This is a genomic window from Arthrobacter phoenicis (genome assembly GCF_047238215.1).
GTDB lineage: Bacteria > Actinomycetota > Actinomycetes > Actinomycetales > Micrococcaceae > Arthrobacter.
This window is the reverse complement of sequence record NZ_JBDFMK010000001.1, coordinates 3,398,747-3,425,738: the sequence shown is the minus strand read 5'-3', so window position 1 is coordinate 3,425,738 and position 26,992 is coordinate 3,398,747. Positions and strand designations below refer to the sequence as shown.

Below are 26,992 nucleotides of genomic sequence, written 5' to 3'. Positions count from 1 at the left end.
TCCCCCGCTAGCTGGTCCGCTCGCGGACGGCGTCCACGATGCGTCGGACGGCCTCGGCCACCGGCACGCCGTTGTCCTGGCTGCCGTCCCGGAACCGGAAGGACACCGCCCCGGCCTCGGCGTCGTCGCCGCCGGCGATTAGCACGAACGGGATCTTGTCCTTGCTGGCGGTGCGGATCTTCTTCGGGAACCGGTCCGAGGAGATGTCCACCTCGGCGCGGATGCCCGCGGCCTTGAGCTGGTCGACGACGTCGAACATGTAGTCGTTGAACGCCTCCGCCACCGGGATGCCAACCACCTGGACGGGGGCAAGCCAGGCCGGGAACGCGCCGGCGTAGTGTTCGGTGAGGACGCCCATGAACCGTTCGATCGAGCCGAACAGTGCACGGTGGATCATGACCGGGCGCTGGCGGGTGCCGTCGGAGGCCTGGAATTCCAGTTCGAAGCGCTCCGGCAGGTTGAAGTCCAGCTGGATGGTGGACATCTGCCAGGTCCGGCCGATGGCGTCACGGGCCTGAACGGAGATCTTCGGGCCGTAGAACGCCGCTCCGCCCGGATCCGGGACCAGCTCGAGGCCGGATTCGGTCGCGACTTCCTCGAGGGTGCGGGTGGCTTCCTCCCAGACCTCGTCCGCGCCGACGAACTTCTCCGGGTCCTTGGTGGAGAGCTCCAGGTAGAAGTCCTGCAGGCCGTAGTCCTTGAGCAGGCCCAGTACGAAGTTCAGGGTCTTGGTCAGCTCGTCCTTCATCTGCTCGCGGGTGCAGTAGATGTGGGCGTCGTCCTGGGTCATGCCCCGGACGCGGGTCAGGCCGTGCACCACGCCGGACTTCTCGTAGCGGTAGACCGAGCCGAATTCGAAGAGCCGCAGCGGCAGTTCACGGTAGGAGCGGCCGCGCGAGCGGAAGATCAGGTTGTGCATGGGGCAGTTCATCGGCTTCAGGTAGTAGTCCTGGCCGGGCTTGCGGACGGTGCCGTCCTCGTTCAGTTCCGCGTCGATGTGCATCGGGGGGAACATGCCGTCCCGGTACCAGTCCAGGTGCCCGGAGACCTCGTAGAGGTGGCCCTTGGTGATGTGCGGGGTGTAGACGAACTCGTAGCCGGCGTCGACGTGACGCTGCCGGGAGTAGTCCTCCATGGCCTTGCGGATGATGCCGCCCTTGGGGTGGAACACCGGCAGGCCGGAACCCAGCTCGTCCGGGAAGGAGAACAGGTCCAGTTCGGCGCCGAGCTTACGGTGGTCGCGGCGTTCGGCCTCGGCGATGCGCTCCTGGTAGGCCTTGAGGGCTTCCTTGGTGGGCCAGGCGGTGCCGTAGATGCGCTGGAGCTGCTTATTCTTCTCGCTGCCGCGCCAGTAGGCCGCGGAGGAGCGGGTCAGGGCGAAGGCGTTGGAGATCAGCTTGGTGTTGGGCAGGTGCGGGCCGCGGCACAGGTCGCACCAGACCGCGGTGCCTTCCTTGCGCTCGACGTTGTCGTAGATGCTCAGTTCGCCGCCGCCGACCTCCACGCTGGAGCCGTCCTCGTCGCTGCCTGCGCCCTTGAGGCCGATCAGTTCGAGCTTGTACGGCTCGTCCTTCATCGCCTCGCGGGCCTCGTCCTCGGTCACCACGCGGCGGACGAACTTCTGGTTCTGGTTGACGATCTTCAGCATCATTTTCTCGAGCTGGCGAAGGTCCTCCGGGGTGAAGGGTTCCTCGACGTCGAAATCGAAGTAGAAGCCGTCGGTGATGTAGGGGCCGATGCCCAGCTTGGCGTCGGGCCGCAGCTGCTGTACGGCCTGGGCCATGACGTGGGCGGTGGAGTGGCGCAGCACGTTCAGGCCGTCCGGGGAGCCGATGGTGACGCCTTCGACGTCGGCGCCGGCCGGCAGGGGCTGGTCCAGGTCTTTCAGTTCGCCGTTGACGCGGGCCACTACGACGTCGCGGCGCTCGAAGAAGAGTTCCGCGCCGGTGGTCCCGGTAGTCACCTGGGTCTCTTCGCCATCGACGAGAAGGGTGATCTGCTGGGCATCTGACACGGGTGTCTCCTATTCACGGTTTTAAGGCTTCGTAGCTTGTGGCGTACGGGGACCACAGCCAGCCTCGTCCATGCTATCGGTATTTCCGGACGCCCAACCAACGCGCTCCGGCTCATACGCCGCCGCGTCCGGACCCGCTCTCAACCGCTGAACCCCGTGATCGCGAGGGTCCGCCGGATGCCGTCCAGCGCCCCCGGCGCCATGTCCAGCGGCGGGCCCTCGGGCGCGTCGCCGCCTGTGCCCGTGCCGGTGCCTGCGCCGGAAGCCGCGCCTGTGCCTGCGGCGGGGAAGGGCAGGGTGTCGGTGCGGCTGAGGTCCCAGGCCATCGAGGCGCTGATGCTGATGCCGCGGGGCCCGGTCCGGCGGGTGGTGCCGCGGATCAGCAGCAGCCGGGTGCTGAAGAGCAGCGGCCCGGCCTGCTCCTGGGCCTCGTGGAAGAAGACCGAGTCCACGCAGCCGGTCCCGTCGTCGATGCTGATGAAGACCACCCGCCGGCCGCCGCGCATCGGCGGGGTCTGGGTAGCCACCCGCACCCCGGCCACCAGCACCTCGGTACCGTTGCGCAGCTTCAGGAGCTGGTCCGCCGTGGTGACGCCCAGCCGGTCCAGCATCGGCCGGTGGCTGTCCACCAGGTGGGCGCTGACGTCCACGGCCATCAGGTCCAGCTCGGCCCGGACGGTGTCCACCAGGGTGGGGGCGGGCCGGCCGCCCTTGAGATTGGTCAGTTCCACGTCGCCCAGCGGCAGGGCCAGCTGGCCCTCGATCACCTCGGCTCCCTTGCGCTGCGTCCTGGTCTGCAACTGCTGCAGGTGGTGGACCAGGTCGGCCCGGTTGGTGTTGCCGCCGGCGGCCCGGTGCAGGGAGTCGAAGGCCCCCAGCTGGGCGAGCCGCTGGATGCTGGGTTTGCTGATCCTGGTCCGGGCCCGCAGGTCTGCGAGGGAGTCGTAGGGCTGGCCGGCGACGATGCGTGTGAGTTCCGCGCCGGAGAGACCGAAGATCCCCTTCAGACTCAACCGGATCCCCAGTTTCCCCCGGTCCGGGCCGTCCACGACCGGTTCCACCCGGTATTCGGCCTGGCTCCGGTTGATGTCCAGGGGCAGGATGGGGATGCCCATGCGGCGGGCCTCGGCCACCAGGAGGCGTTTAGGGTACATGCCGGGGTCGTGTTCCCAGATCCCGGCGAGGAACGCCTCCGGGTGGTGGGTTTTCAGCCACGCCGACTGGTAGGTGGGCACGGCAAAGGCTGCCCCGTGGGCCTTGCAGAAGCCGAAGCTGCCGAAGGCCTTCAGGGTTCCCCAGACCTTGTCCACCACCGCCGGGGAATAGTCGCGCCGTTTGGCCTCGCGGCGGAAGAATTCCTCCACCTGGTTCTCCAGCACCTCGTTGCCGAGGGCGCGCCGGAACTCATCGGCGCGGGCCAGACCACAGCCGGTCATCACGTCGAAGGTCTTCAGGATCTGTTCGTGGAAAACGGTGACGCCATGGGTTTCCTGCAGCACCGGTTTGAGGTCCGGGTGCGGGAACACCTCCGGGGCGAAGCCGTGCCGGTGCTCCAGGAAGGGCCGGACCATGTCCGACTTCATCGGCCCGGGCCGGAAGAGGGAGATGTCGATGATGAGGTCGTTGAATTCCCGGGGAGCCAGCTTGCCGATCAGTTCGCGCTGCCCCGGGGATTCGATCTGGAAGCAGCCCAGGGTGTGGGTGCTGCGGATCAGGTCGAAGGTAGGCTCATCGTCCAGCGGCACGGCGTTCAGGTCGATGGTGCCGTCCTCGGCAATGTAGTCCGGCCCGCTGCCGTCCGGCCCGGGCTGGTGGTTCCCGGCGGCCACCACGTCCGCCTTCGAAGGGTGCAGCCGGATGACCTCACGGACGGCGAAGGCCATGGCGGACTGCATCCGGACGCCCAGGACGTCGAGTTTCAGCATGCCCATGGGGTCCATGTCGTGCTTGTCGAACTGGCTCATCGGAAGGCCCAGGCCGCTGGGCTGGACCGGGGTGCGGTCCAGCAGCGTGGCATCGCCCAGGATGACCCCGCACGGGTGCATGGAGATGTGCCGGGGCAGCCGGTCCAGCCGTTCGGTCAGGTCCACCAGCAGGTCCAGCTGCTGGTTGCCGGTGTAGTCCCGCTGCTCCACCCGCCCGGCGAACTCCTTCAGCTCCGGCTTCTCCACCAGCGCCTCGCGGAAGTTCCGGGCGGAGAACCGCCACAGCTGCTTGGCGATCTCGTCGATGTCGCCGCCCTCCATGCCAAGGGCCAGCCCGGCGTCGCGCACGGCGCCCCGGGCGCGGTACCCGTTCTGCATGCTCATCAGGGTCACCCGCTCGGCGCCGAACCGGTCGAAGATCTTCCGGTAGACGTTGTGCCGTTCGGCGCTTTCGACGTCGATGTCGATGTCCGGCAGCGTGGCCCGGTCCCGGGAGAGGAACCGTTCGAAGATCAGGTCGTGCTGCAGCGGGTTCACCTGGCTGACGCCGATGAGGTAGTTGACCAGGCTGGAGGCCCCGGAGCCGCGGGCCGCGGCGCGCACGCCCATGTCCGTGATCATCCGGGACACCTCGGCCACGGTGAGGAAGTAGGAGGCGAACCCCAGGCTGTCGATGATCCTCAGCTCGTGCTCCAGCCTGGCCCGCAGCTCCCCGGCGCGGTTGCCGGAGAGGCCCGGGAACCGGCGGGTGATGCCGGCCTCGCAGCGGGCCGCCAGCTCGGCCAGCGGGTCCCCCTCGATCCCGATCACGGCCGCCTCCGGAACCACCGGCTGCTTCCAGCCCATGTCTGCGGTCGGGTCCATCCGGCAGCGGTCCGCGAGCGCCTCGGTATGGGCCAGCAGGCTCTTGAGGTCGGCCGCGCCGAATCCCGCGGCGTGGATGATTTCCTTGCCCAGCTCCAGCATCTGCGCGGCGCTTTTGAGCCAGGCCTGTCCGTTGGGTTGGAGCAGGGGCTCTCCGGCCAGTTCGGGCAGCGATTTCAGGGTCCGGGCGGAGTCCAGCACGTCCGCCGTGGCGGCACCGTCCTCGGCGACATAGCGCACGGCGTTGCTGAGCACTGCGGGAACGCCGTGTTCGGCGGCCAGCTTGAGCATCCGTACGGCGTGGGCGGTACTGAGGTGCTCCCCCGGGGCGCTCAGCTGGGAGACCACCTCGGCGGTGACTGTTCCCGCCGGCATGGCATCGAGCCATTGCTTGAACAGGGTGCGCGGCCGCAGGTAACGCCGCCCGCCCATGGAGCGGCCGACGTCGGAGTCCGGTCCGAGCAGGACCGTCAGCACCGGTTCGAGCGTCTGCGGGTCCAGCGCCCGTGACGCCAGCTCGGCCCGGGTCACGGCGGCGGGGACCGTACCGCCGGCCCGGCCCGTTGTGCGGGCGTGGGCGTCGGAGATCAGCCGGCACAGGGCGCGGTACCCGGCCCCGGCGTTTCCCCCGTGGGCCAAGACGACGACGCGGCCGCCCACCTGGGTGCGGAGGTCGCCGTCGTCGGCAAAGACCGCCAGGTCCACCCCCACGATGGGATCAAGCCCCGCGGCCATGCAGGCCTTGAGGTGCTTGATGCTGCCGTAGAGGCCGTCCCGGTCGGTGCAGGCGAGCGCCGTCGCCCCGTCGGCTGCGGCCGCCGCGGCCAGTTCCTCCGGCCAGGACACGCCATAGTGGGCGCTGAAGGCGGTGGAGACGTGCAGGTGGGTGAAGCTCATGCCGACGCGGGCCTCCGCTGCCCGGCCAGGGCGTCGTGGAGCCTCAGCAGACGCCAGCGCCCGCTGCGCAGGTGGCGGCTGAGGTCGAGGGTGAGGCTTTGGTCCGGGGCCGAGGCGTCCCGGACCTCGAGCCGCCAGATCTCCGAGTCCACCAGGCCGGGGCCGCTGCCCAGCGGTGCGCGCTGCTCTTCGGCCCACCACTCACGCCGTTCGAACCAGCGCACCGGCTCGGCGCACAGCTCATAGCTGCGTCCCGCCCAGACAAGGGACTCGGGCCGGCCTTCCGGGGTGCAGGCCACCTCCACGGATTCGCTGAACATCCCCATGATGCCTCCCGGGCGCAGTGTTGTTGACGAACGGGCTGGACGGCCGCCGGGCAGGTGCGCCGGAAGGTGCAGGTGCCACGGGCGGGAGGCCAGACGGGTTTCCTCGTGAATTATTCGAACATATCTTCGAATAGAACAAGTCTACGACGGGGCCGGGACAAAACCTAGATCAGGGGTGGACGGAGCCAACGTCCGGGGGCAGGATTGGCCTATGAGCTCGCACAACGCACTCCTGAAGCACGTCAGCATCGCCGCCAAGGATTCAACGTTGGTGGCGACCTTCGATATAGACGGCAATATTCCGGCCTCGGGCGCCTACGTGGTGGGGCTTGTCGCGGCGACGCCGGATCATTCACATCAACGGCGGCTGGAGATCGAATTCCTCAATGGCGAGGCCGTGTCCTTCTTCTGCTTCAGCCATGACGGCACGGAGGAGAACTTCGACATCAAGGGCGTTCAGCATTCCGGGAACACCATCACGGGTAACTTCCCGCTTAGCACGGTACTGGGCCTGCCCAAGGGGCACCTGATGACGGCCTACAGCGACTGTGACGGGCGGGACTACCAGGCCAACGTCCCGGTGGAGGAATCCCTGTAGCTAGCTGCCGGCCTTGTAGACCTCGAGCTCCAGGCGGATGAAGGCATCGATCATGGCCTTGTAGGTCTCTCCGACGATGTCCGTGTCGATGTCGTTGCGTTCGGCCGTTGCCTTCACGTGTTCCAGAACGCGCTCTACCCTGCCCGGGGCGCGGACTTCGGCACTGTCGGCCTTGAGCGTCCCGGCAATCCGGATCAATCGCTCCCGGCGTCCGATCAGCGCGACGATCTGCTCGTCAACCTCGTCCACGGCCACCCGCACGGCGGCGAGCTGGTCCTTATCGGCCTGGGCTGCTTTATCCTCTGCGTGATTTGTCGACATCTGCATGACAGTATCGAACGATGCAACCACGAGTCGACTTCATCTCCCTTGGCGTCCGCAGCGTGGAAGCCTCCCGCCGGTTCTATGTGACGGGCCTGGGCTGGCCCGTCCACCGCGAAGTCCCCGGTGAAGTGCTCTTCCTGCAGATCAACCAAGGGCTCATCCTCTCGCTCTGGGAAGCGGGCCAGATGCGGGCCGAAGCCGGGACGGACTCCCCCGCCGGCATCCCTCCGATCACCCTGAGCCACAACGTGCACAGCGCCGACGCGGTCGACAGGGTGCTGGGCGAGGCGGCGGCAGCCGGGGCCACGATCGTCGCGGCTGCCAAAACCCAGCCATGGGGCGGCTACACCGGCTACTTCGCGGACCCGGACGGCTTCCGCTGGGAGGTCGCGTTCAACCCGACCTGGACTGTCGACGCGGCCGGCCGGGTCACGGTCTAACCCCGCAACAGGCCTAGAACAGGCTGCCGACCGGTTCGATCAGTTCCGGGGAGTCGTTGCGGACGTTCCCGACGGCGGTGCCGACGGCGTCGATCCGCCAGCCCTCGGCGACGTCGTGGGCGTTGGCGCGGACGATGCCGACCAGTTCCGCGGCGTCCTCGGCCCGGGGGTCAAGCCAGGCCTCCATGGTGGCTCGGTCCATCGGCAGCGGCACCCGGTCGTGCAGGGCCGTCAGTTCCGCCAGCATCCCGTCGGCGTAACCCTCGGGCGGCGAATCGGTGGTCAGGATCGTCGTCGAGAGCAGCCAGCGGCCGGAGTCCCCCTCGGCCTTCGACGGATCCTTCCACCACTCGTACAGCCCGGCGAACGCCACCGGCGAGCCGTCCTTCGGATGCACGTAGTAGGGCTGCTTTCCCTTGCCCTGGCCCTTCCACTCGTAATAGCCGTCGGCCGGGACGGCACAGCGCCGGGACCGCGTGGCCTTCCGGAACGCCGGCTTCTCCAGCACGCTCTCGCTGCGGGCGTTGATCATCTTCGACCCGATGCCGGGGTCCTTGGCCCAGGACGGGACCAGTCCCCAGCGGGCGATGTGGAGCTGCCGCGCCGGGTGCTCCGCCCCCTCGACCAGCCGTTCAAGGATGATCGGCACGTCCGCCGTCGGCGCGACGTTCCACGACGGCGGCACGGCGATCTCCTCCTCGAGCCCGGCGTCGAACTCGGCCAGCAGGTCCCCGACGGCCCGGGCCATCACATAGCGTCCACACATGCCCCCAGCATGCCACCGGCCGGCCGGGCCTGCACAGGTGCAGCATCGGGGCCAGCACCCGGCCGGTCCCTCCCTGCGGGAATACCGTCCCGCAGGATACGGTTATTCCAGAGACGTCCGATTGACCGTCCCGGCACGCACCGGCAACCCACCTGAGGAGAATTTCGTGGACTTCACCCCCGAATCCGGCACCATCACCATGTTCTCGACCACGTGGTGCGGCTACTGCAACCGGCTGAAGAAGCAGCTGGACGCGCAGGGCATCGGGTACACCGAGATCAACATCGAGGAAGTCGAAGGCACGGCCGAACTGGTCGAGCAGCTCAACGGCGGCAACCGTACCGTCCCCACCGTGCTGTTCCCGGACGGCACCGCCGCCACCAACCCCTCCGCGGCAGAGGTCAAGAGCCGCCTCGCGGCCTAACCCGCCAGCACCAGAGAACACCCACACCAGACACGACGCGGACTCCGGCTTACCCGGGGCCCGCGTCGCGCCGTATCCGGCACCCCGCGCCGGGCGGCGGCATCGAAAGGAGCTCTCCCATGGTCCACAAGGTCAAGGGCGCAATCGTCCGGTCCAAGAACGCCCCCGTCACCCTGGAAACCATCCTGGTGCCCGATCCCGGCCCCGGCGAGGCGCTGGTGGACATCCTCACCTGCGGCGTCTGCCACACCGACCTGCACTACAAGCAGGGCGCCATCAACGACGACTTCCCGTTCCTGCTCGGCCACGAGGCCACCGGCGTGGTCAGCGCCGTCGGCCCCGATGTCACCTCGGTGGCCCCCGGGGACCGCGTGGTGCTGAACTGGCGCGCCGTCTGCGGCGAATGCCGGGCCTGCCGCCGCGGCGAGCCGCAGTACTGCTTCAACACGCACAACGCCGCCCAGAAGATGTCCCTGGAAGACGGCACGGAGCTGACCGCCGCACTGGGCATCGGCGCCTTCGCCGAGAAGACGCTCGTAGCCGCCGGCCAGTGCACCAAGGTGGACCCCGAGGCCGACCCGGCCGCCGTCGGCCTTCTTGGCTGTGGCGTCATGGCGGGCCTCGGCGCCGCGATCAACACCGGCAACGTCGGCCGCGGCGACTCGGTGGCCGTGATCGGCTGCGGCGGGGTGGGCGTGGCGGCCATCGCCGGCGCCGCGCTCGCGGGAGCCACCACGGTGATCGCCGTCGACATCGACCCCAACAAGCTCGAGCGGGCCAAGGACCTGGGCGCCACCCACACCGTGGATTCCTCCGCCGTGGACCCGGTGGAAGCCATCCGGGAGCTGACCGGCGGTTTCGGCGCCGACGTCGTGATCGACGCCGTGGGCCGTCCCGAGACGTACAAGCAGGCCTTCTACGCCCGCGACCTGGCCGGCACCTTGGTGCTGGTTGGCGTCCCCAGCCCGGAGATGACCCTGGAACTGCCGCTGCTGGATGTGTTTGGCCGCGGCGGTTCGCTGAAGTCCTCCTGGTACGGCGACTGCCTGCCCTCCCGCGACTTCCCGATGCTGATCGACCTGTACCGGCAGGGACGGCTGGACCTGGACGCCTTCGTCACCGAGCGCATCGCCATCGACCAGATCGAGGAAGCCTTCGAGAAGATGCACTCCGGCGCCGTCCTGCGTTCAGTGGTGGAGCTGTGAGCAGCGGCGTGGAGGGCCTCCGGATCGACCGGCTGGTCACCTCGGGGACCTTCTCGCTCGACGGCGGCACCTGGGACGTGGAGAACAACGTCTGGATCGTGGGCGACGACGCCGAGTGCGTCGTGATCGACCCGGCCCACGACGCCGCCGCGATCGCCGCAGCCGTCGGCCACCGCAAGGTCACCGCCATCCTGCTCACGCACGGCCATGACGACCACATCGCCGCCGTGGGCGAGTTCCGGAAACTGACCGGCGCCCCCGTGTACCTGCACCGGGACGACTGGATGCTCTGGGACCGGGTGTTCCCCGGCACCGAACCGGACCACGCGATCGCCGACGGCGACACGTTCGACGTCGCCGGCGCCCGCCTGGTGGCGCTCCACACGCCCGGCCACTCGCCCGGGTCGGTCAGCTTCCGGCTCGAAAGCGAAGGCACCGTCTTCACCGGCGACACCCTGTTCCGGGGCGGACCGGGTGCCACCGGCCGGTCCTTCAGCGACTTTCCGACCATCATCGAGTCCATCTCCTCCCGGCTGCTGAGCCTGCCGGCGGAGACGGTGGTGCGGACCGGGCATGGGGACCAGACCACCATCGGCGCCGAGGCCCCGCACCTGCAGGAATGGATCGACCGGGGCCACTGACGCCACGGGAGGAATACCACCCAGCAGCCACACCTCTTGGGCCCCGTCCGGTTTTCCGGGCGGGGCCCATTAGGCTGTGGGCTCATGAGCACCAATCCCAGCATGGAACCGGACCTGTTCGCCGCGGATCTCCGGACCCAGTTCGAGGCGTTCCTCGACGATCACCGGGCCGATCTGGAGGCCAGCCTCGACGGACTCAGCGAGGAGGAGGCACGGGCTGCCCTGGTACCCTCGCGCACCACGCTCCTGGGGCTGCACAAGCACGCGGCCTTTGTCGAGAAGGTCTGGTTCGACGAGGCCATCACCTGCCGCAGCCGCGCCGAGATCGGCATCCCGGCCACGCCGGACGAGTCGTTTGTGCTGAACCCGAAGGACACCATCGCCTCGGTGCGGGCCGCCTACCGCGAGGCCTGCGCCGGCTCCCGGGCCCGCACCGCGGCGCTGGGGCCCGATGACCTGGTCCGCGGCAACCGGCGGGGACCGCTGCCGCTGCGGTGGGTGTACCTGCACATGCTGCGCGAACTGGCCCAGCATTGCGGGCACGCGGACATCCTGCGCGAACAAATCCTGGCCGCCCGGGCCCAATGATGGGTTAGAGGAACCGCTAGGAGGCGGTAAGGGTCCGGAAGTCGCCGTCCTCCAGCGCCGCGTACCGTCCATAGGCGCGAAGAACTGCCGCTTCCACGGCGTCGACATCGAGGCCCGGCACCAGGTCATCCGCGGCGCCGGCCGTCGCCGGGTCCCAGTCGAGGCCGAGCGCCGCGTAGCTGGCCTCCAGCACGGCCCGGATGGGCGCCGAGTCCGAGACGATTACCGCCGAGCTGAACAGCCAGCCGCCGGAGACCACTCGCTGGGCCGTGCCCACCAGCTTGATCCGGTGCGTCGGGTCCCGGGGGTCGGTGCCGTGGACGCTGAATTCGCCCGGGCAGTACTCGCCCGAGATCTCGCCGACCGTGGCGTCCACGCCGGCGTCCCGGAGTGCCTCCGCCAGCAGGCCACCGAAAAGCGCGAACCGGGCCTTGGCGCCGGCGATCGCGTCGGCGTCGGGCTCCAGGTGGTCGATCACCAGGCTGCCCGGGTGGTAGGCGGCGGCGCGTCCCCCGGCCTTCCGGACGAGGGGTTCGAAGCCGAGGTCCCGGCAGGCCTGCGCCGCGGCGTCGAAACCGGGCAGATTGGCGTCCCGTTGCCCGAACGCCAGGGTGGGCACGGGCCGGTAGAGCCGCAGCAGCGGGCCCGCATCCCCGGTCTTGACCCGCCGCAGCAGTTCGAGGGCGAAATCGAGGTCTTCCGCGGCACCGAGGGAGGAGGGCTGACGGAACACGGTGAGGCTCCGGGGTCCGGCCTGCTGCATGTGGTTATGCTCCCTTATGGTCTTTCTGCAATTCCTGGTGGTGGCCGCCGCGTTCGCCGTCATCGACGCCGTCTGGCTGAAGTCGACGAGCAGGTTCTACCGCCGCCACCTGGGCCACCTGATGGCGGACAAGCCCCATCTAGGCTACGCCGTTGTGTTCTACGTGCTGTACATCGCAGGGATCGTCTTCTTTGCCCTGCGCCCCGCGCTCGACGGCGGCGGCTGGGCCGCAGCGTTCGGTTATGGCGCGGCGCTGGGCGGCTTCGCCTACGCCACCTACGATCTGACGAACGCCGCGACCCTCAAGAAGTGGCCGCTGGTGATTGTGCTGGTGGACATCGCCTGGGGCGTGGTCCTCACCGGCCTGGCCACGACGGTGGGCTGGCTGGTCTTCCACTAGCTCTTGCGCAGCGTCAGGATCTGCTCGGCCCGGCCGAACGGACCCTGCAGGTCGTGCAGCACCGTGGAGGTCAGCCCGATGCCGTCCGTACCGAAGGACACCTCGTTGTCCAGGCCCAGCCACTGTCCCTCCGGCAACCGGTACATGTGGATCTGCAGGTCCAGGTTGGGAAAAACGTAACTGCCCTTGCCCGGCGGGACCCGGGCCGCGATGCCGTTGGCGGTGTCCACCAGGCCGATCAGGCGGGCCAGGTCACCGCTGTCGTTCCGGTCGGTCAGCGGGTGGTCGGTGTGCAGCCAGACGGTGCCGGACCCTGCCCGGTGCCCCTCGGCGATGCGCATGCTCAGCGAGGCGATGTACCCGCCGGGCCAGACCTGCGCGGCGTCGTACGGCTCGCAGTCCTCCGGGGCCGGGATCCGCGGGTCCTCGAAGGCGGCGATCGCGGTGGTGTCCGAGGTGATGATCCGCCAGGCGGTGGCCCGGATGGCGACACGGCCGCCGGCGGTCAGTTCCGCCTGGAGCAGTTCGATGGTGCGGCCCGGGCGCAGCGTGGTGGTGGTGACCTCGAACTCGCCGCCCGGGATCAGTCCGAGGATTTCGTAGCTGATCCGGGCCATCCGCATGTCCGGCCGGGGGTCGTGCCGGGAGAGCGCGTCGGCCATGATGCCGGAGGCCGGAGCCATGTGCTGCTCGTGGACGTTCCAGGCACCCTGGGCGTGGATGGTCGAGCGGTAGCGGCCTCCGCCGAGGACCTCGTAGTAGAAGTCGCCCTCGGCCAACTCAGGCATTTCAGCAGTCAACGGTGACCCTTTCGCAGCAACGTAATCAGAGAATTCCACCACCCTATCGCCTCGTCACCGTGCCGGACTGGGTAGACTCGGGGGCAGGTTAACCCCGACTATGCTGCGAAGAGGTGCTCCCCCTGATCCGAGTTATCAGCTATAACCTCCGCAAACACAAGGCCAGCGGCGAACTTGAGGCGCTGGCCCGCGACTACAACGTGGACGCCTTGTGCCTGCAGGAGTGCGACACCGAAGACCTTCCCGAAAGCATTGGAAACCTGCGCCTGGCCGACGCCACGCGTGGCAACCGGCTGGGCCTGGCGATCTACTACAGCACGGACCGGTTCACCGCCGGCGACACCAAGACCTTCTCATTGAAGAAGTCCGTGCACGACCGCGTCCTGGCGCCGGCGCATGAGCGGCTGATCGGCACCCGGATGGTGGACAACCAGACCAACCATTCGCTGGTCATCGCCTCGTTCCACGCGGCCCCGCTGACGGCGTCGAATTCGCTGCGCCGCAACCAGATCCACGCCGCCCACGGCGAGCTGCTCAGCATGGGCGGCGGCCTGATGACGCTCATGGTGGGCGACTTCAACTACCCGTTTTTCACGAAGTACCTGACGGAGCAGATGAAGGACGCCGGTTACGAGCTCTCGCTCAGCGACCGGCGCACCTACACCCGCTACAAGGTCTTCAAGGGCCACTTCGACTTCGCCACCTCGCAGGGGCTGGTGATCGAGAAGGTGGAGACGCTGCCCCGCGGCGCGTCCGACCACTTGCCCATCCTGATCTCGGCCGAATACGGCCAGAACCCCGAATAGCGGCCGTATAAGTCGGTAGCGGAACGGCCGGGCCATCCAGGCCCGGCCGTTGGCAGTCGGGCCGCTAGTGTGAGCCCGGCTCGTTCCGCTCTACGTACTCGTCGGGGTCCACGTCGTGGGCCTTGATGCCGCCGGCGTGGGCTGCCTCGAAGGCGTAAAAGGACACGGCCAGCTTGTGCCGCAGGTCCAGGTCCGCGTGCAGGCGGAAGTCGGTGAGGCCCTCGCGTTCCTCCTCGCCCATGTGCTCGCTGTTCGCCTCGTTCACCTTCGCGACGGCGGCCCACCATTCGTCGGAGCCGGCGTCGTGCCGCCCGACGTCGGCGATCGCGTCACGGATCTCGTTGTGGTCGTGGATGGCGTCGGTGGTCTCGTCCTCCGGTGAGTCCTTGCCGCCCTCCCCCGTGCCCAGCGCCAGCAGCTCCGGATAGAACAGTTCCTCCTCGGCCTTGGCGTGGACTTCCAGCAGGATCTGCAGGCGACCCCAGACGGCGGCCAGGTCCGCGGGGGCGGCGCCGCGCATCTCCTCCAAAATCGCGAACATGCGGCGCTGGTCGTGGTGGTCGTTGAGAATGACGTCGGTGATGTCCATGCGTGCTCCTGCGGGGATTTCGGCCGTGTCCCGGCCGCGCTGCGGCGGAGGGATCGGCGGCGTGTGCCGGCGGCGGGATGCCGTTGCTCCGATGCTAGTGCAGGCGCCCCGGGAGGTGCTGCCCGGCCGGGAACGTTCCGGCGCTTCAGGCAAACATCGCGTGAACAAGCACGGACGGACGTGAAAAACCGGCAGTTCCGTAACCTTCCCGTGATCTACTTTTGGGCGTCATCCTGCGGCCCGGGCACTGCCCGGGGGCCGGCGGGATGTGGCAGGCCGAGGCCTTCGACGGGACCGTCAGGAATCCGGCTGCCTCCGGGGCGGGGACCCCTGGACCGTAACTTTTCCGTCGCTTCCAGCGATTACCCCTGCGCAGGACCGGCTGACGACAGCAGCCAGAATGTCCGGCCCGATAACGAAGGAAATGATCACGTGACTTTTTCCAGACGGAGTTTTCTCGGAGTGGCGGGAGCGACGGCGGCTACCGCCCTTGCGACCACCGGCACGGTCCGTGCCGCGACCGCCGCCGCCCCGACCCTGCCCGCGCCCGACGCCTCCGGCATCGAGCACATCATCGTGGTGATGATGGAGAACCGTTCCTTCGACCACTTCCTCGGCTGGCTGCCCGGTGCCGACGGCCACCAGTCCGGGCTGAGTTTCAGGGACCGCTACGGCATCCCGCATTCGACGTACCACCTGACCGATTTCCAGGGCTGCGGCCACCCGGACCCGGACCACTCCTACGAGGGTGGCCGGATCCAGTTCAACAACGGCAAGAACGACGGCTGGCTCCGGGCCGGCGAGAACGACGAATTCGCGGTGGGCTACTACGACGCCCCGGACCTGGACTTCTGGCGCCAGGCCGGACCCGACTGGACCGTCTGCGACCGCTACTTCGCCGCGACGATGGCCGAGACGTACCCCAACCGCTTTTACCAGCACGCCGCCGCCACGGACCGGATCCACAACTCCACCGTGACCTCCACGCTCCCCACCATCTGGGACCGGCTGGCCGCCGCCGGCGTGGCCGGGAAGTACTACTAAGGCGACATCCCCTTCACCGCGCTGTGGGGCACCAAGTACCAGCCCATCTCCCACCCCTACGCGGACTTCCTGACGGACTGTTCGGCCGGGACCCTTCCGGCCGTGTCCTTCGTAGACCCGCGCTTCACCGACGAGGGGTCCGGGACCTCGGGGGACGACCACCCGCACGCCGACATCCGCTCCGGCGAGGCATTCCTGGCCGAGGTCTACAACGCGGTCACCTCCGGCCCCGGCTGGGCCAACACCCTGTTGGTGGTCAACTACGACGAATGGGGCGGCTTCTACGACCACGTCGCCCCGGCCACGGCCCCCGACACCGCGGACACCACGGCCCTTCGCGGCTTCCGGGTCCCCTCCCTGGTGGTCTCCCCGCGTGCCCGCCGCCGCTACGTCGCCCACGACGTCTACGACCACACCTCGGTCCTCAAGGCCATCGAGTGGCGCTGGAACCTGCCGCCCCTGACGCCCCGCGACCAGGCCGCCCGGAACATTGCCGAGGTCCTGGACTTCGGCACCCCCGCCAACCTCGCCGCCCCGAGCTACCTCGTGCCGCCCTTCGTGGCCGGCCCCGCCTGCACCCCGGTGGGACCCCCACCGGAAGAGGAGTGGTCCGGACTGAAACAGAAAGCCCTCGCCGACGGATGGAAACTGCCATGAACACCACCACCAGCACCCAGGCCGCCCCGCACCGCGGCCGCCGGATCCTGAAGCGGTTCGCCGCCGCCTCCGCGCTCGTCCTCGCCGCCGCGGGCATCGGCTACGGCTCGGCGTCAGCCACCGCGGGCGCCCCCGCCGCCGCACCACAGCAGGCCGGCACCGCCGTCCCCGCCGCCCCCGCCGCCACCCAGACCGGCGGCTACCTTCCCGGAGCCAAGCACGTCTTCGTCATCAACCTCGAAAACAAGGGCTACGACGAGACCTGGGGTCCGGCGTCGGCCGCCCCGTACCTGTCCCAGACGCTCCGCAGCCAGGGCGTGCTGCTGAACCAGTACTTCGGCACCGCCCACAACTCCCAGCCCAACTACGTCGCGCAAATCTCCGGCCAGGGGCCCAACGCCCAGATGCAGTCCGACTGCCAGACCTACTCGCCGTTCGTTGGCACCGGCACCGCCAGCCCGGGCCAGGCCGTCGGCGACGGCTGCGTCTTCCCTGCCAGCGTCCCCACCGTCGCCGGGCAGCTCAAGGATGCCGGGAAGACCTGGAAGGGCTACATGGAGGACATGGGCACCCCCTGCCGGCACCCCGCCCTCGGTGCCGTCGACGACACCCAGAAGGCCCGGGTCGGCGACCAGTACGCGGCCCGCCACAACCCGTTCGTCTACTTCGCCGGGATCACCGGTTCGCCCGACTGCGCCGCGAACGACGTCGACCTCTCCAACCTGAGCACCGACCTCGCTTCCACCGCCACGACGCCGAACCTGTCGATGATCACGCCCAACCTCTGCCACGACGGCCACGACTCCCCCTGCGTGGACGGGCAGCCCGGCGGCCTGGCCAGCGCCGACGCCTGGCTCAAGCAGTGGGTCCCGGTCATCACCGGCTCCCCGGCGTTCAAGCAGGACGGCGTCCTGGTCATCACCTTCGACGAGTCCGACGGCCCCCAGTCCGACGCCAGCGCCTGCTGCGGTGAGGGCCCCGGACCGAACGCGGCCCTGCCCGGCATCACGGGCATGGGCGGCGGCCGGGTCGGCGCCCTGGTGCTCTCCCCGTTCACCAAGGGCGGCACCTGGTCCACCACCCCGTACAACCACTACAGCCTGCTGGCCAGCATCGAGGACACCTTCGGGCTGCCCTACCTCGGCTACGCCGGGACCCCGGGCCTGAATCGGTTCGGACTCGACGTCTACAACGCCGGCGTCTAAGGTCGGCGCCAGAGGCCGGGCCTCTGAGGCCGGCGGCCTGAAAACCCGCGGTGGCCGGTCAGTGAATGAGGCCGGCCACCAGGTTGATGGTGGTGGCGAGCACGATCGTGCCCAGCAGGTAGGACAGGAGCGCCTGCCGCAGGACGGTGGTGCGGATGGCGTCGGACTTGAGGTCCGTGTCCGAGACCTGGAAGGTCATGCCGACGGTGAAGGCCAGGTACGCGAAGTCCAGGTAGCGGGGCAGCTTGTCCTCGTTGAAGTCGACGCCGGTCTTGTCCCGGTAGTAGATGGAGGCGTACCGGAGCGTGTACAGCGTGTGCACCAGGAACCAGGACAGTGCCACGCTTCCCACGGCCATGGCGATGATGGCCGCCTTGGTGCCGCCCTGGGCGTTGGAGGCATCGAGCAGGATCAGGGCGACGCCGCCGAAGCTCGCCACGGTGGCCACCAGCACCAGCCCGTCGGCCAGGCCGCGGCTGGGGTCTTCGCGGCGGGCGTGCGCCGCCGTCGCCTGCGGCTGCAGGCCGCCGATCACGGACCACACCCAGACCAGGTAGGTCAGGGACGCCGCCGCCCAGCCCAGCGCGGGCGCGTACGCCCAGGACATCAGGGAGCCGACGGCGACGGCGGTGACCGCGCCTACCAGGACCATCACGAGCACCCTGAGCCGGGAGTGGTGGGCGCGGCTGTTGAAATTGTGGCCGCCGTGGCCGTTCGCTGCCTCTGCGTTCATGCGCCGATCTTCCCAGTTGAGCCGCCGACGCCCAGCGCACGGCGGGGCGTGTCGGCGCCGTTACCTTCCAAGGCCCCGGCCCGGCGGGTAGCGTGGGCGGGGCAGGCCGCGGCCCCGCCGCGGCTTCCCCCTGCCGAAGGAGTGCCATGCCCAGGTCCCACAGATCCCCCCAGCACGAGCCGGACACCGATGTAGAGCTCAACCCGCTCTTCAGCAGGCCGGGCGAGGCCACCACGTTTCCCAAGTTCCGGCTTCCCGACGGCGAGTCCCTCCCCGCCACCGCGTACCAGGTGGTCCATGACGAGGCGATGCTGGACGGCAATGCCCGCCTCAACCTAGCCACCTTCGTGGGCACGTGGATGGAGACCGAGGCCGCGAAGCTCTACGCCGAGACTTTCGACAAGAACATGATCGACAAGGATGAGTACCCGCAGACCGCCCTGATCGAGACCCGCTGCTGGCGGATGCTCGCCGACCTCTGGAATGCCCCGGACCCGGAGTCCGCCGTCGGGACCTCCACCATCGGCTCCTCCGAGGCCTGCATGCTGGGCGGCCTGGCCCTGAAGCGGCGCTGGCAGAACGCCCGCCGCGCCGCCGGGAAACCCACCGACAAGCCCAACCTGGTCCTGAGCTCCGCCGTCCAGGTCTGCTGGGAGAAGTTCTGCAACTACTGGGAGGTCGAGGCCCGCTACGTCCCCGTCTCCGCCGAACACCCGGTCCTGGACGGCTCAGACCTGGAGCACTACGTCGATGAGAACACCATCGGCGTCGTGGCCATCATGGGCGTCACCTACACCGGCCGCTACGAGGACATCGCCGGGATCTCGGCCGCGCTGGACGCCATCGAGGACAAGCACGGCCACGACGTCCCCATCCACGTCGACGGCGCCTCCGGGGCCATGATCGCCCCGTTCCTGCAGCCGGACACGGTGTGGGACTTCCGCCTCCCCCGTGTCGCCTCGATCAACACCTCCGGCCACAAATACGGCCTGGTCTACCCCGGCCTCGGCTGGGTGATCTGGCGGGACAAGGACGCCCTGCCGGAGGAACTGGTGTTCCACGTCAGCTACCTCGGCGGGGACATGCCCACGTTCGCCCTGAACTTCTCCCGCCCCGGCGCCCAGGTGCTCCTGCAGTACTACCTCTTCCTCCGCCTCGGCTTCGAAGGCTACGCCTCCGTCCAGTCCGCCTGCCGCGACGTGGCCACCTACCTCTCCGCGGAGATCGGCGCGATGAAGGCTTTCACCCTCTGGAGCGACGGCTCGGACATCCCGGTCTTCGCATGGCAGCTGGCCGACGGCCACACCCGGAACTGGAACCTCCACCACCTGTCGGAGCGGCTGCGGATGAGCGGCTGGATTGTTCCCGCATACCCGCTCCCGGACGGCCTCGGCGACATCACGGTGCAGCGGGTGGTGGTGCGGAACGGCTTCACGAAGGACCTTGCGGCGAGTTTCCTGGCCGACCTGAAGAAGGAGGTCGAGTATCTGGACTCCCTTGATGCCCCGATGCCGTCCCAGGGGCAGAGCCCGGCCTTCCACCACTGAGGATTCTTAAGCGATTCTTAACCGGTGCCGGGGACACTGGAAGAGGCGCGCCACCGCGTGCCAGCGCCCCCGAAACGGAGGATTCCATGACAGGACCCGCCCCACTCGATCGATCAGCCGAGCGCCACGGTTCTTCCGGCACAGGTTCGTTCGGCACCGGCCCTGCCGCCGGCCGGTTCTGGCCACTGCCCCGGCAGCGCCACTGGCTGCTGCTGGCGGTACTTCTCTCCGCCGTCGTGATCGCCCTCGGCGTCACGGTAAAGCTGCTGCCCGGCGACACCGCGGCCGAGCTGGGCATCGACCAGAACCTCAGCCAGCACCACATTGCCGTGCTGACCGCCGTCGCCATGGCCATCAACCTGGTCTTCGGCCCGGTGGTGGGACTCGCCGTCGTCGCCGTCATCGCGCTGGTGATCTGGCTGGTCCGGGGCGACCTGGTCAAGGCGGTGGCCTTCGGGCTGGTGGCCTGCTCCGGCTGGGTGGCCAGTGAGGCGTTCAAGCTCCTGATCGCCCGGCAGCGCCCGGACCAGGGCCTGCTGGTGGACCCCCTCTCCCCCGAGACCGGCTCCAACAGCTTCCCCAGCGGGCACGTGTCCTTTGCCGTGGCGCTGGCGTTCGCGCTGTTCTTCCTGGTCCGCGGCACCCGCTGGGCCCGCCCCGTCGCGATACTCGGCGCCGTGGTGGCCGTGATCGTGGCCTGGTCCCGCCTCTACGTCGGCGTGCACTACCCCACCGACGTCACCGCCTCGTTCCTGGCCGCCAGCGCCGCCGTCGTGGTGGTCACCGGCCTCTGGAACCGGTTCGGCCCGGCCCTGGCGGATCGGATCCCCGCCGCCCTCCGCTCTCCCCGACGCTAAAGGAACCCGCCCGTGCATAGCATCGTCCACGCCACCGCCCTGGCCCCCGGCCTCGTCGCCGGCGCCCCCTCCCTGCTGGACCCCGCGACCATGCTCTCCGGGTTGGGACCGGCGGCCCTCGGCGTCATCGCCGCCATGGTGTTCATCGAATCGGGGGTGCTGTTTCCGTTCCTGCCGGGCGATTCGCTACTTTTCACGGCGGGTCTCCTGCACCGGGAACTGGAGCTGGGCCTGCCGGTGCTGATCGGGGTGATCACGGCCGCTGCGATCGCCGGGGACCAGGTGGGCTACTTCCTCGGCCGGACCTTCGGCCGCCGCTGGTTCAAGGATGACGCGCGGATCCTCAAGACCGCCCGCCTTACCGCCACAGAGGACTTCTTCCGGCGGCACGGGGGCGCCGCCGTCGTCCTGGCCCGCTTCGTCCCGATGGTCCGCACCTTCGCGCCGCTAACCGCCGGGATCGGCCGCTACAGCTACCGCTCCTTCACCCTTTGGAACATCGTCGGGGCCCTCGCCTGGGCCACTTCGGTGACGCTCCTGGGCACCTGGCTGGGCCACTACGCGATCATCGCGAACAACATCGACATCATCGCCATCGCCATGGTCCTGGTCTCCGTGCTGCCCTGGCTGGTCCAGTTGCTCCGGCGGCGCCGCAGCGGCTCCCGTGGTTCGTCGGGCACAGACGCGTCCGGCACGCCCGCGGACGACGGCGCGGACAGGGACGGCGCGGACGACGGCGGCTCCCGGGATCGCGTGTCCGAGGACGGGGTGCGCACCGCGGCGGTGGAAGACTAGCCCCATGCCGATGCCCGCCCTGCTGCTGGTCGAGGACGATCCCGTCCTCGGCCCGCTGATCGCCGAACTCCTGGAACCCGACTACCGGGTGGTCCTTGCCGCCAGCGGACAGGAGGGCCTGCACCGTGGGCTGACCGGGGCCTGGGACGTGATGGTGATCGACCGCGGCCTCCCGGGCCTGGACGGCATCGGCCTGATTGGTGCGCTGCGCGCCAAGGGCATCGCGACGCCGATCCTGATCCTGACGGCGCTCGGCGACCCTGACGAGAAGGTCCGGGGCCTGGACGCCGGCGCCAACGACTACGTCACCAAACCCTTCGACGCCCGCGAACTCGCCGCCCGGCTCCGGGCCCTTACCCGCACGTTCGCCCCGCCGCCTGCCACGGTCCCCATCGGCGGCTGGGAGCTGGATCCCGGGGCGCGCTTGGTCCGCTCCCTCTACGGCCAGACCGTCACCCTAACGGCAAAGGAGGCCGAACTGCTGGCCGCCCTCGCCACCGAACCGGGCCGCGTGTTCACCCGGGACGAGCTGTTGTCCCGGTACTTTTCCCCAACGGACCAGCCGGGTGTGATCGACACCTATGTCCACCACCTCCGCCGGAAGATCTCCAAGTCAGTGGTCCGCACCGTCCACGGGCTCGGCTACCAGATCGGCGAGCCCGAATGAGCAGGTTGATGACCATGTTTCCACGGGCGGGTGTCCATGAGTAAGGCAACAGTGGCCGGGCCGAGCCCGGACGAGACCACGCTTCGCCGTGCGGCGCTGAAGGTGGCCGTGCGGATCAGCGCCGTCAGCGCCGTGCTGGTGCTGGCGCTCCTGGCGGTGGCCACCGCGTATCTGGTGCACAAGCTGTCCCAGCCCACCCAGCTGCCGGCCACGGGTGCCGGAACAACGTACGCCTATGTGGACTCGCGCGACATCCTCGAGGCCATGACCATCGCGGGCGTGGCAGGAATCGCCCTGGCCGGACTGGTGGGGTGGCTGAGCGCACGCAGCGCCATCCGTCCCCTCGGCGAGGCCCTGGCGCTGCAGCGCCGCTTCGTCCAGGACGCCAGCCACGAACTGCGGACCCCGCTGGCGATCCTGGACACCCGCATCCAGCTGGCCCAGCGGGACGCCGAGGGAGATCCGACGGCGCTGCGCAATCTGGCCAGGATCCGCGCGGATACGGCCACGCTGACCGGGATCGTGAACGAGCTATTGCTGGCTGCGACGGCGGCGGCCCCGGACCCTTCCGCTCCCCCGGTGGAGCTGGCCGGCGTCGCCGAGTCCGTCGCGGAGAGCCTGCGGCAGTTGGCCGATGGCAAGGGCATCGTGCTCGGCTTCGAGGCCAATGGCCGCCCCCGGGCGCGGATCGAGGCCAATGCCCTGCGGCGGGCGGTGCTGGCCCTGGCGGACAACGCGCTGGCGCACACCCCGTCAGGCGGCCAGGTCCTGATTAGGGCCTCGGAGGAGGACGGGTCCGCCGTCATCACCGTCTCCGACACAGGCCCGGGCATCACCGGGGTGGATCAGGACCGGATCTTTGACCGGTTTGTCCACACCGCCCGGCCCGCGGGCTCCGACGGCGGACGCGGCTTCGGGATCGGACTGTCGCTGGTGCGCGAGATCGCCATGGCCGCCGGTGGCACGGTTTCGGTGGCCGGAACCGGTCCGGAGGGCACGGTGCTGCGGATCGAGCTACCGGCCGCGACCGACTAGGCGGCGCACCGCAGGGCTGAAGCGGCCTGGCCGGCTGGTTGGCCTGGGTGCCGCAGCCTACAGCGCGGCGCTGGTCTCCACGCGGTTCGCCGGGCTGGTCCCCGCCCGGTTCGCCGCCTGGTTCCCAGCACAGTCACAGGCCGGAGCGTCGGCGGGTTCCACGTTGGTCCGGGCCAGGAGGGCCTCCACCACTTCGGCCACCAGGTCTTCCTTGTCGCGGCGCCTGGCGTCCTCCATCTGCGCCACCTCTACCCGGGCAGCCTGCCACGCGGACCAGTGCCCGGATACCAGTGCCCAGAGGGAGAGGGCCGAAACGTAAACCACCGAGTCCAGCCAGCCCATCATCAGCGAGATCGGGATCATCAGGATCCAGATGATCGCCAGCCAGCCGTTCACGCGCCGCATGAAGACAGGGTCGCCCTGGACCATCGCCCAGAGACTCTTGATCGGGCCCACGCATCCTCCTTGGTGATAACACGGCGGAGCGGACCGCCTCCGGGACCTTATCCACGCAGGCTGGGAGATTGCTGGCAATTTCCCAGCCTGGAAAGCGGAGCTCAGCGGGACCGCAAAGGCCCGGCGGGACTACTCTCAGTCCATGCTGAGATATCCCGGCGCTGCGGGACCCGGGGAGGACCGGGCCGCGTGAGCTTCCTGACCCTGGCGCTGATCGCCGTCGTCGCACTGGCCGGGCCGTTGCTGGCCTTGCCGGTCCGCTGGCATTTGCCGGTGGTGCTCGGGGAACTGCTGGCCGGCATCCTGATCGGAAGGACCGGGCTGGCCCTGGTGGACCCCGGTGACCCCACCTTCAGCCTGCTCGCCAACATCGGGTTCGCCCTGATGATGTTCGTCGCTGGTACCCACGTCCCGGTCCGGGACCCGGTGATCCGGCCGGCCCTGGGGCGCGGGGCGGGCCGGGCGGTGCTGGCCGCCGCGGCAGCCGCGGCCGCAGGCACAGGCCTGGGCCTGCTCTTCGGCACGGGTCACGCCCCGCTCTACGTGGTGCTGCTGGCCTCCTCCTCCGCCGCCCTGGTGCTGCCGATCGTTGACTCGCTGCGGCTGGGCGGCCCGCACGTGGTGGCGATGATGGCGCAGGTTGCCATCGCCGACATCGCCTGCATCGTCGCGTTGCCGCTGGCCCTGGACCCGCCCAACGCGGCCCGCGGCGCCCTGGGCGCACTCGCCGTGGCCGCGGCCGCCGTCGTCCTCTTCTTTGGCCTGCGCACCCTGGAGCGCCGGGGCACCCGGCAGCGCGTGCACCGGCTATCCGAACAGCGGAAGTTTGCCCTGGAACTGCGGATCCAGCTGGCGCTGCTCTTCGCCCTCGCCGGCATCGCGAACCTGGGCCGGGTGTCGGTGATGCTGGCGGGCTTCTCCTTCGGACTGGTGGTCGCGGCCGTCGGGGAACCGCGGCGCCTGGCCCGCCAGCTTTTCGCCGTCAGCGACGGGTTCCTGGGTCCAGTGTTCTTCGTCTGGCTGGGCGCCACCCTGAACCTGCGCGACCTGGCCGGCCGGCCACAGATGGTGGCGCTCGGCCTGGCCTTGGGGTTGGGGACCGTCGCGCTGCACGCCGGGCTCAGGGCGGTGGGCCTGCCGCTGCCGCTGGGGGTCATGTCCGCGGCGCAACTGGGCATCCCGGTGGCGGCGGCCAGCATCGGCACCCAGCTGAATGTCCTGCTTCCGGGCGAGGACGCGGCCCTGCTGCTGGGCGCGCTGGTCACGATCGTGGCGAGCGCGGTGGCCGGGTCCCGGGCTGCGCGGACGTTCGGCCCGCCGCCCGGGGCCGATTCCCGGTAGGCGTGCGACGCCGTCAGTCGCGGAGGGCGATGACCTGGGCGGCGTCCGGGGTATCGGCGATGACCATCACCCGCGGCGCGCTGATCCCGTCGAGCGCCCCGGCGAGCGCCCGCGGGGAGGCATCGTCTGCGAGCGGGGCGGCATCAGCGGCGGCGGTATCAGGCGTCGCGACGCCGGACGGGAAGGCGTTGGTCGGGACGGCATTGGACGGGAGGACGCTTGCCCGGTGCCACACGGTGACCGGCGCACCGGTCTGTTCCTCGAGGATACGACGGAGCGGTTCAGGGTCGGCGGCGGTGACCAGGATGATCCTTCCGATGCTGGGACGGGCCGCGGGTGCGGTGAACTCCTTGAGGGTCCTGTCCTGCCGCCAGACGGAGAAGTGGTAACCGGAGGCCAGCCCCGCGGCCACCAGCCAGCCCAGCGGGGCGCGGATCCGGTCCACCACACTGCCGCCGGTGACGTCCGCGAGCGCCAACTCGAAGAGCCGGTAGCCAATGACCAGCAGGGCCACCAGCGCCACCGCCGCACTGAGCCCGAAGACGGTCACCAGGTAGACCCGCCGGCCGGGCGTCACGCCCTGCGTTCCGTGTTGCTCCCGGGGCCGCCACGTCCGCCACCAGACCAGGCCGCCCACGGCGAGCGAACTGATCCCGCCCAGCAGCAGGGTCAGGGCACTCCCGCCGCCGGGACCCTCGCCCCGTGGCGTCTCCGCCAACGGGGACACCGCCAGGGAGAGCGCGGCGTTGAGCACCACGCCGATCCCCGATGAGGCGGCCGCCAGCGCCACCCCCGACGTGATCAGGGTGCCCGCCTGCCTAACCCGGAGCGAACGGCCGCGCGCCGCCGCCCGGTGGTAACGCCAGACCAGGGCGCCGACGGCGGTGGCGGCGAGCGCCGCGCCGAGGGGAGACAGCAGGCCGGTCAGCGCCTCGGTCCGGTCGAACGCGAGCCGCAGCAGCACGAACAGCACCGTCCCGGCACCCCCGAGCGCCAGCAGCCCGGCGGCGAGGACGCCCGCCAGCAGCAGGGCCACGTCGGCGAAGCCGCGCCTGAGCTTGCGGGCTCCGCCGCGGAACCAGTGCCACCACCACACCAGCGCTCCCCCGGCGGCCCACACCGTGTTCCCCAGGACGGCCCGCCACCACGGGTCCGCGGCGCCGGTCAGTTCCATCGAGCCGCGCAGGGCGACGTCGAACAGCCCGGAGAGGGCCGCCACCCCCGCGCCCGCCCCGATCGCCAGCCCCGCCGTCGTTCCGATGACCCCCGGTACCTGCGCGAGCGCCAGCGGCCCTTTGGCCGGGTGCCGCCACATCCATCGGTGCCACACCCACACCAGGAACCAGACGATCCCCACAGCGAGGGGCGGGCGCCACTGCGGCTGGGGCTCCGTGACCAGCGACGACGCCGCGGCCAGGAGGGAGGTGGTGGAGATCAGCAGCGACAGCGTATAGAGGGCGCTCACATAGAGACCCCACGACGCCGCCGCACGTTCGTCATCTGCGCCCAGGCGGCCCCACACCAGCCACCAGAGCAACGCAGCCAGCGGCCCGCTCACGAGTGCGAACGCCAGGGACAGCGCCAGCCCGGCGACCCCCTCGCCGGCCAGGACCTGCCCGGCGGTCAGTGCGCGTTCAAGCAGGCCGCCGGCCCCGTTGGCGGCGATCACCACCAGGGCCGCCAGCAGCACGTACACCACCAGCCGGCGTACCTTGGCCTGGGCGGTACCTCCGGCGGGAACCCGGACCGGCGTCGTGGTCATTTGACCGGTGTCCCGCCGGTGCAGGCCTGCAGGCTGTAGGGAAGGTCGTCGATGGACCAGCCCGTGCCGGAGCGCACCAACACGAACACCCCGTCCTCCGTAAATTCGGACGGACCGAAGGGACCCTCCCCGGCGGTATGGACGATGGAGACCCGCACGGTGGCGGTGGGCCCCCGTTCGGTGTAGCCCACTAGCACCACCCGGGCGGCCTGGACCGTCCCGAAGTAGCCCGTGCACCGGTTCTTGGCGGTCTCGGTCAGGTAGCCCTGCGCCGCCGCCAGGTCGCCCTCCACCACGGCCTTGCTGTATTGCTGGACCACGCCGGCGGGAGTGCCCGGGTCCAGCGGACGCAGCTGCCCGCGCAGCAGAACGGCCACCAGGGCCGCGACGATCAGCAGCACGACGGCCGCGGCGATGCCCACGAGGACCCGGCCCGGCTTCGGCTGGCTCATGCCGACAGTATGCAAGGACCACCCGCACCGGTCATGGTGTCTTTGGACCCTTTCAGACGGGCCGGTCCGCC

The 26,992-nt window shown here is 69.8% G+C and carries 27 protein-coding genes and 1 pseudogene; 16 read left to right on the top strand and 12 right to left on the bottom strand.

The features are described from left to right. Positions 1-7: 7 nt before the first annotated feature. The 3 genes from thrS to ABC337_RS16240 form a co-directional block, all read right to left on the bottom strand. Positions 8-2,014, bottom strand: a complete 2,007-nt coding sequence (gene thrS, locus ABC337_RS16250; protein WP_412893291.1) for a threonine--tRNA ligase — start codon at positions 2,012-2,014, stop codon at positions 8-10. 140 nt (positions 2,015-2,154) lie between these two features. Further along, on the bottom strand, positions 2,155-5,700 hold the full coding sequence (locus ABC337_RS16245; RefSeq protein ID WP_412883076.1) for a DNA polymerase III subunit alpha: 3,546 nt from the start codon (positions 5,698-5,700) through the stop codon (positions 2,155-2,157). Continuing rightward, on the bottom strand, positions 5,697-6,026 hold the full coding sequence (locus ABC337_RS16240; protein ID WP_290257706.1) for a DUF6504 family protein: 330 nt from the start codon (positions 6,024-6,026) through the stop codon (positions 5,697-5,699). Before ABC337_RS16240 ends, ABC337_RS16245 begins: the two co-directional genes overlap by 4 nt. A gap of 211 nt (positions 6,027-6,237) precedes the next feature. Here ABC337_RS16240 and ABC337_RS16235 point away from each other — a divergent pair, with 211 nt between their 5' ends. Beyond that, the gene (locus ABC337_RS16235; protein WP_412883077.1) at positions 6,238-6,624 is read left to right on the top strand and encodes a hypothetical protein; all 387 of its coding nucleotides are present in this window, start codon (positions 6,238-6,240) and stop codon (positions 6,622-6,624) included. Here ABC337_RS16235 and ABC337_RS16230 read toward each other — a convergent pair whose 3' ends face one another. Further along, a complete protein-coding gene (locus ABC337_RS16230; protein ID WP_290257704.1) occupies positions 6,625-6,951 on the bottom strand; it encodes a chorismate mutase in 327 nt (108 codons plus the stop codon). 14 nt (positions 6,952-6,965) lie between these two features. On the opposite strand from ABC337_RS16230, the gene ABC337_RS16225 reads away from it, so the two are divergent. Next, positions 6,966-7,388: a VOC family protein gene (locus ABC337_RS16225; protein WP_412883078.1), complete on the top strand. Its 423-nt coding sequence runs from the start codon at positions 6,966-6,968 to the stop codon at positions 7,386-7,388. Positions 7,389-7,401: 13 nt separating this feature from the next. On the opposite strand, the gene ABC337_RS16220 is transcribed toward ABC337_RS16225, so the two are convergent. After that, positions 7,402-8,154 carry an SOS response-associated peptidase gene (locus ABC337_RS16220; protein WP_412883079.1) on the bottom strand — a complete coding sequence of 251 codons (753 nt, stop codon included), beginning with the start codon at positions 8,152-8,154 and terminating at the stop codon, positions 7,402-7,404. A gap of 166 nt (positions 8,155-8,320) precedes the next feature. Here ABC337_RS16220 and ABC337_RS16215 point away from each other — a divergent pair, with 166 nt between their 5' ends. The 4 genes from ABC337_RS16215 (at position 8,321) to ABC337_RS16200 (ending at position 11,012) form a co-directional block, all read left to right on the top strand. After that, positions 8,321-8,578: a mycoredoxin gene (locus ABC337_RS16215; protein ID WP_290257701.1), complete on the top strand. Its 258-nt coding sequence runs from the start codon at positions 8,321-8,323 to the stop codon at positions 8,576-8,578. 119 nt (positions 8,579-8,697) lie between these two features. Beyond that, positions 8,698-9,783 (top strand): S-(hydroxymethyl)mycothiol dehydrogenase, encoded by a 1,086-nt coding sequence (locus tag ABC337_RS16210; protein WP_412883080.1) that lies wholly within the window; start codon positions 8,698-8,700, stop codon positions 9,781-9,783. After that, the gene (locus tag ABC337_RS16205; RefSeq protein WP_412883081.1) at positions 9,780-10,424 is read left to right on the top strand and encodes an MBL fold metallo-hydrolase; all 645 of its coding nucleotides are present in this window, start codon (positions 9,780-9,782) and stop codon (positions 10,422-10,424) included. The genes ABC337_RS16210 and ABC337_RS16205 overlap by 4 nt, the downstream gene beginning before the upstream one ends. An 84-nt stretch (positions 10,425-10,508) precedes the next feature. Beyond that, positions 10,509-11,012 (top strand): DinB family protein, encoded by a 504-nt coding sequence (locus ABC337_RS16200; protein ID WP_412883082.1) that lies wholly within the window; start codon positions 10,509-10,511, stop codon positions 11,010-11,012. 16 nt (positions 11,013-11,028) lie between these two features. Here the strand turns inward: ABC337_RS16200 and ABC337_RS16195 are convergent, their stop codons facing one another. Then, positions 11,029-11,775 carry a lipoate--protein ligase family protein gene (locus ABC337_RS16195; protein WP_412883083.1) on the bottom strand — a complete coding sequence of 249 codons (747 nt, stop codon included), beginning with the start codon at positions 11,773-11,775 and terminating at the stop codon, positions 11,029-11,031. Positions 11,776-11,791: 16 nt separating this feature from the next. On the opposite strand from ABC337_RS16195, the gene ABC337_RS16190 reads away from it, so the two are divergent. Next, positions 11,792-12,175, top strand: a complete 384-nt coding sequence (locus tag ABC337_RS16190; RefSeq protein ID WP_412883084.1) for a DUF2177 family protein — start codon at positions 11,792-11,794, stop codon at positions 12,173-12,175. On the opposite strand, the gene ABC337_RS16185 is transcribed toward ABC337_RS16190, so the two are convergent. Then, complete coding sequence (locus tag ABC337_RS16185; protein ID WP_290257695.1) at positions 12,172-12,975, bottom strand: thioesterase family protein; 804 nt, start codon at positions 12,973-12,975, stop codon at positions 12,172-12,174. The genes ABC337_RS16190 and ABC337_RS16185 overlap by 4 nt on opposite strands. Positions 12,976-13,100: 125 nt before the next feature. Here ABC337_RS16185 and ABC337_RS16180 point away from each other — a divergent pair, with 125 nt between their 5' ends. Continuing rightward, a complete protein-coding gene (locus ABC337_RS16180; RefSeq protein WP_412883270.1) occupies positions 13,101-13,781 on the top strand; it encodes an endonuclease/exonuclease/phosphatase family protein in 681 nt (226 codons plus the stop codon). Between the two features lie 64 nt (positions 13,782-13,845). Here ABC337_RS16180 and ABC337_RS16175 read toward each other — a convergent pair whose 3' ends face one another. Further along, complete coding sequence (locus ABC337_RS16175) at positions 13,846-14,370, bottom strand: hemerythrin domain-containing protein (RefSeq protein WP_412883085.1); 525 nt, start codon at positions 14,368-14,370, stop codon at positions 13,846-13,848. Here ABC337_RS16175 and ABC337_RS16170 point away from each other — a divergent pair. Further along, positions 14,335-16,071 (top strand): annotated as a pseudogene (locus ABC337_RS16170) (alkaline phosphatase family protein). The gene ABC337_RS16175 and the pseudogene ABC337_RS16170 sit on opposite strands and share 36 nt — an antisense overlap. After that, entirely contained in the window at positions 16,068-17,276 is a 1,209-nt protein-coding gene (locus ABC337_RS16165) for an alkaline phosphatase family protein (protein WP_412883086.1), read from the top strand. Before ABC337_RS16170 ends, ABC337_RS16165 begins: the two are co-directional and overlap by 4 nt. A 58-nt stretch (positions 17,277-17,334) precedes the next feature. Here ABC337_RS16165 and ABC337_RS16160 read toward each other — a convergent pair whose 3' ends face one another. After that, entirely contained in the window at positions 17,335-18,009 is a 675-nt protein-coding gene (locus ABC337_RS16160) for a DUF1345 domain-containing protein (RefSeq protein WP_412883087.1), read from the bottom strand. A 146-nt stretch (positions 18,010-18,155) separates the two neighbouring features. Between ABC337_RS16160 and gad the strand changes: the two genes are divergently transcribed. The 5 genes from gad to ABC337_RS16135 all read left to right on the top strand — a co-directional run bounded on the left by gad (position 18,156) and on the right by ABC337_RS16135 (position 22,910). Then, on the top strand, positions 18,156-19,556 hold the full coding sequence (gene gad, locus ABC337_RS16155; protein WP_412883088.1) for a glutamate decarboxylase: 1,401 nt from the start codon (positions 18,156-18,158) through the stop codon (positions 19,554-19,556). A gap of 86 nt (positions 19,557-19,642) precedes the next feature. Beyond that, entirely contained in the window at positions 19,643-20,413 is a 771-nt protein-coding gene (locus tag ABC337_RS16150) for a phosphatase PAP2 family protein (RefSeq protein ID WP_412883089.1), read from the top strand. 12 nt (positions 20,414-20,425) lie between these two features. Next, on the top strand, positions 20,426-21,208 hold the full coding sequence (locus ABC337_RS16145; protein ID WP_412883090.1) for a DedA family protein: 783 nt from the start codon (positions 20,426-20,428) through the stop codon (positions 21,206-21,208). Positions 21,209-21,212: 4 nt separating this feature from the next. Continuing rightward, positions 21,213-21,875, top strand: coding sequence for a response regulator transcription factor (locus ABC337_RS16140; RefSeq protein ID WP_412883091.1), 663 nt, complete (start codon positions 21,213-21,215; stop codon positions 21,873-21,875). Between the two features lie 36 nt (positions 21,876-21,911). After that, positions 21,912-22,910 carry a sensor histidine kinase gene (locus ABC337_RS16135; protein ID WP_412883092.1) on the top strand — a complete coding sequence of 333 codons (999 nt, stop codon included), beginning with the start codon at positions 21,912-21,914 and terminating at the stop codon, positions 22,908-22,910. 57 nt (positions 22,911-22,967) lie between these two features. Here the strand turns inward: ABC337_RS16135 and ABC337_RS16130 are convergent, their stop codons facing one another. Next, the gene (locus ABC337_RS16130; RefSeq protein ID WP_412883093.1) at positions 22,968-23,366 is read right to left on the bottom strand and encodes a hypothetical protein; all 399 of its coding nucleotides are present in this window, start codon (positions 23,364-23,366) and stop codon (positions 22,968-22,970) included. A gap of 189 nt (positions 23,367-23,555) precedes the next feature. On the opposite strand from ABC337_RS16130, the gene ABC337_RS16125 reads away from it, so the two are divergent. Continuing rightward, positions 23,556-24,707: a cation:proton antiporter gene (locus ABC337_RS16125; RefSeq protein ID WP_412883094.1), complete on the top strand. Its 1,152-nt coding sequence runs from the start codon at positions 23,556-23,558 to the stop codon at positions 24,705-24,707. A gap of 13 nt (positions 24,708-24,720) precedes the next feature. On the opposite strand, the gene ABC337_RS16120 is transcribed toward ABC337_RS16125, so the two are convergent. Both ABC337_RS16120 and ABC337_RS16115 read right to left on the bottom strand, forming a co-directional pair. Then, positions 24,721-26,469: a DUF5671 domain-containing protein gene (locus tag ABC337_RS16120; protein WP_412883095.1), complete on the bottom strand. Its 1,749-nt coding sequence runs from the start codon at positions 26,467-26,469 to the stop codon at positions 24,721-24,723. Further along, positions 26,466-26,921 carry an LpqB family beta-propeller domain-containing protein gene (locus ABC337_RS16115; RefSeq protein WP_412883096.1) on the bottom strand — a complete coding sequence of 152 codons (456 nt, stop codon included), beginning with the start codon at positions 26,919-26,921 and terminating at the stop codon, positions 26,466-26,468. Before ABC337_RS16115 ends, ABC337_RS16120 begins: the two co-directional genes overlap by 4 nt. Between the last annotated feature and the right edge of the window lie 71 nt (positions 26,922-26,992).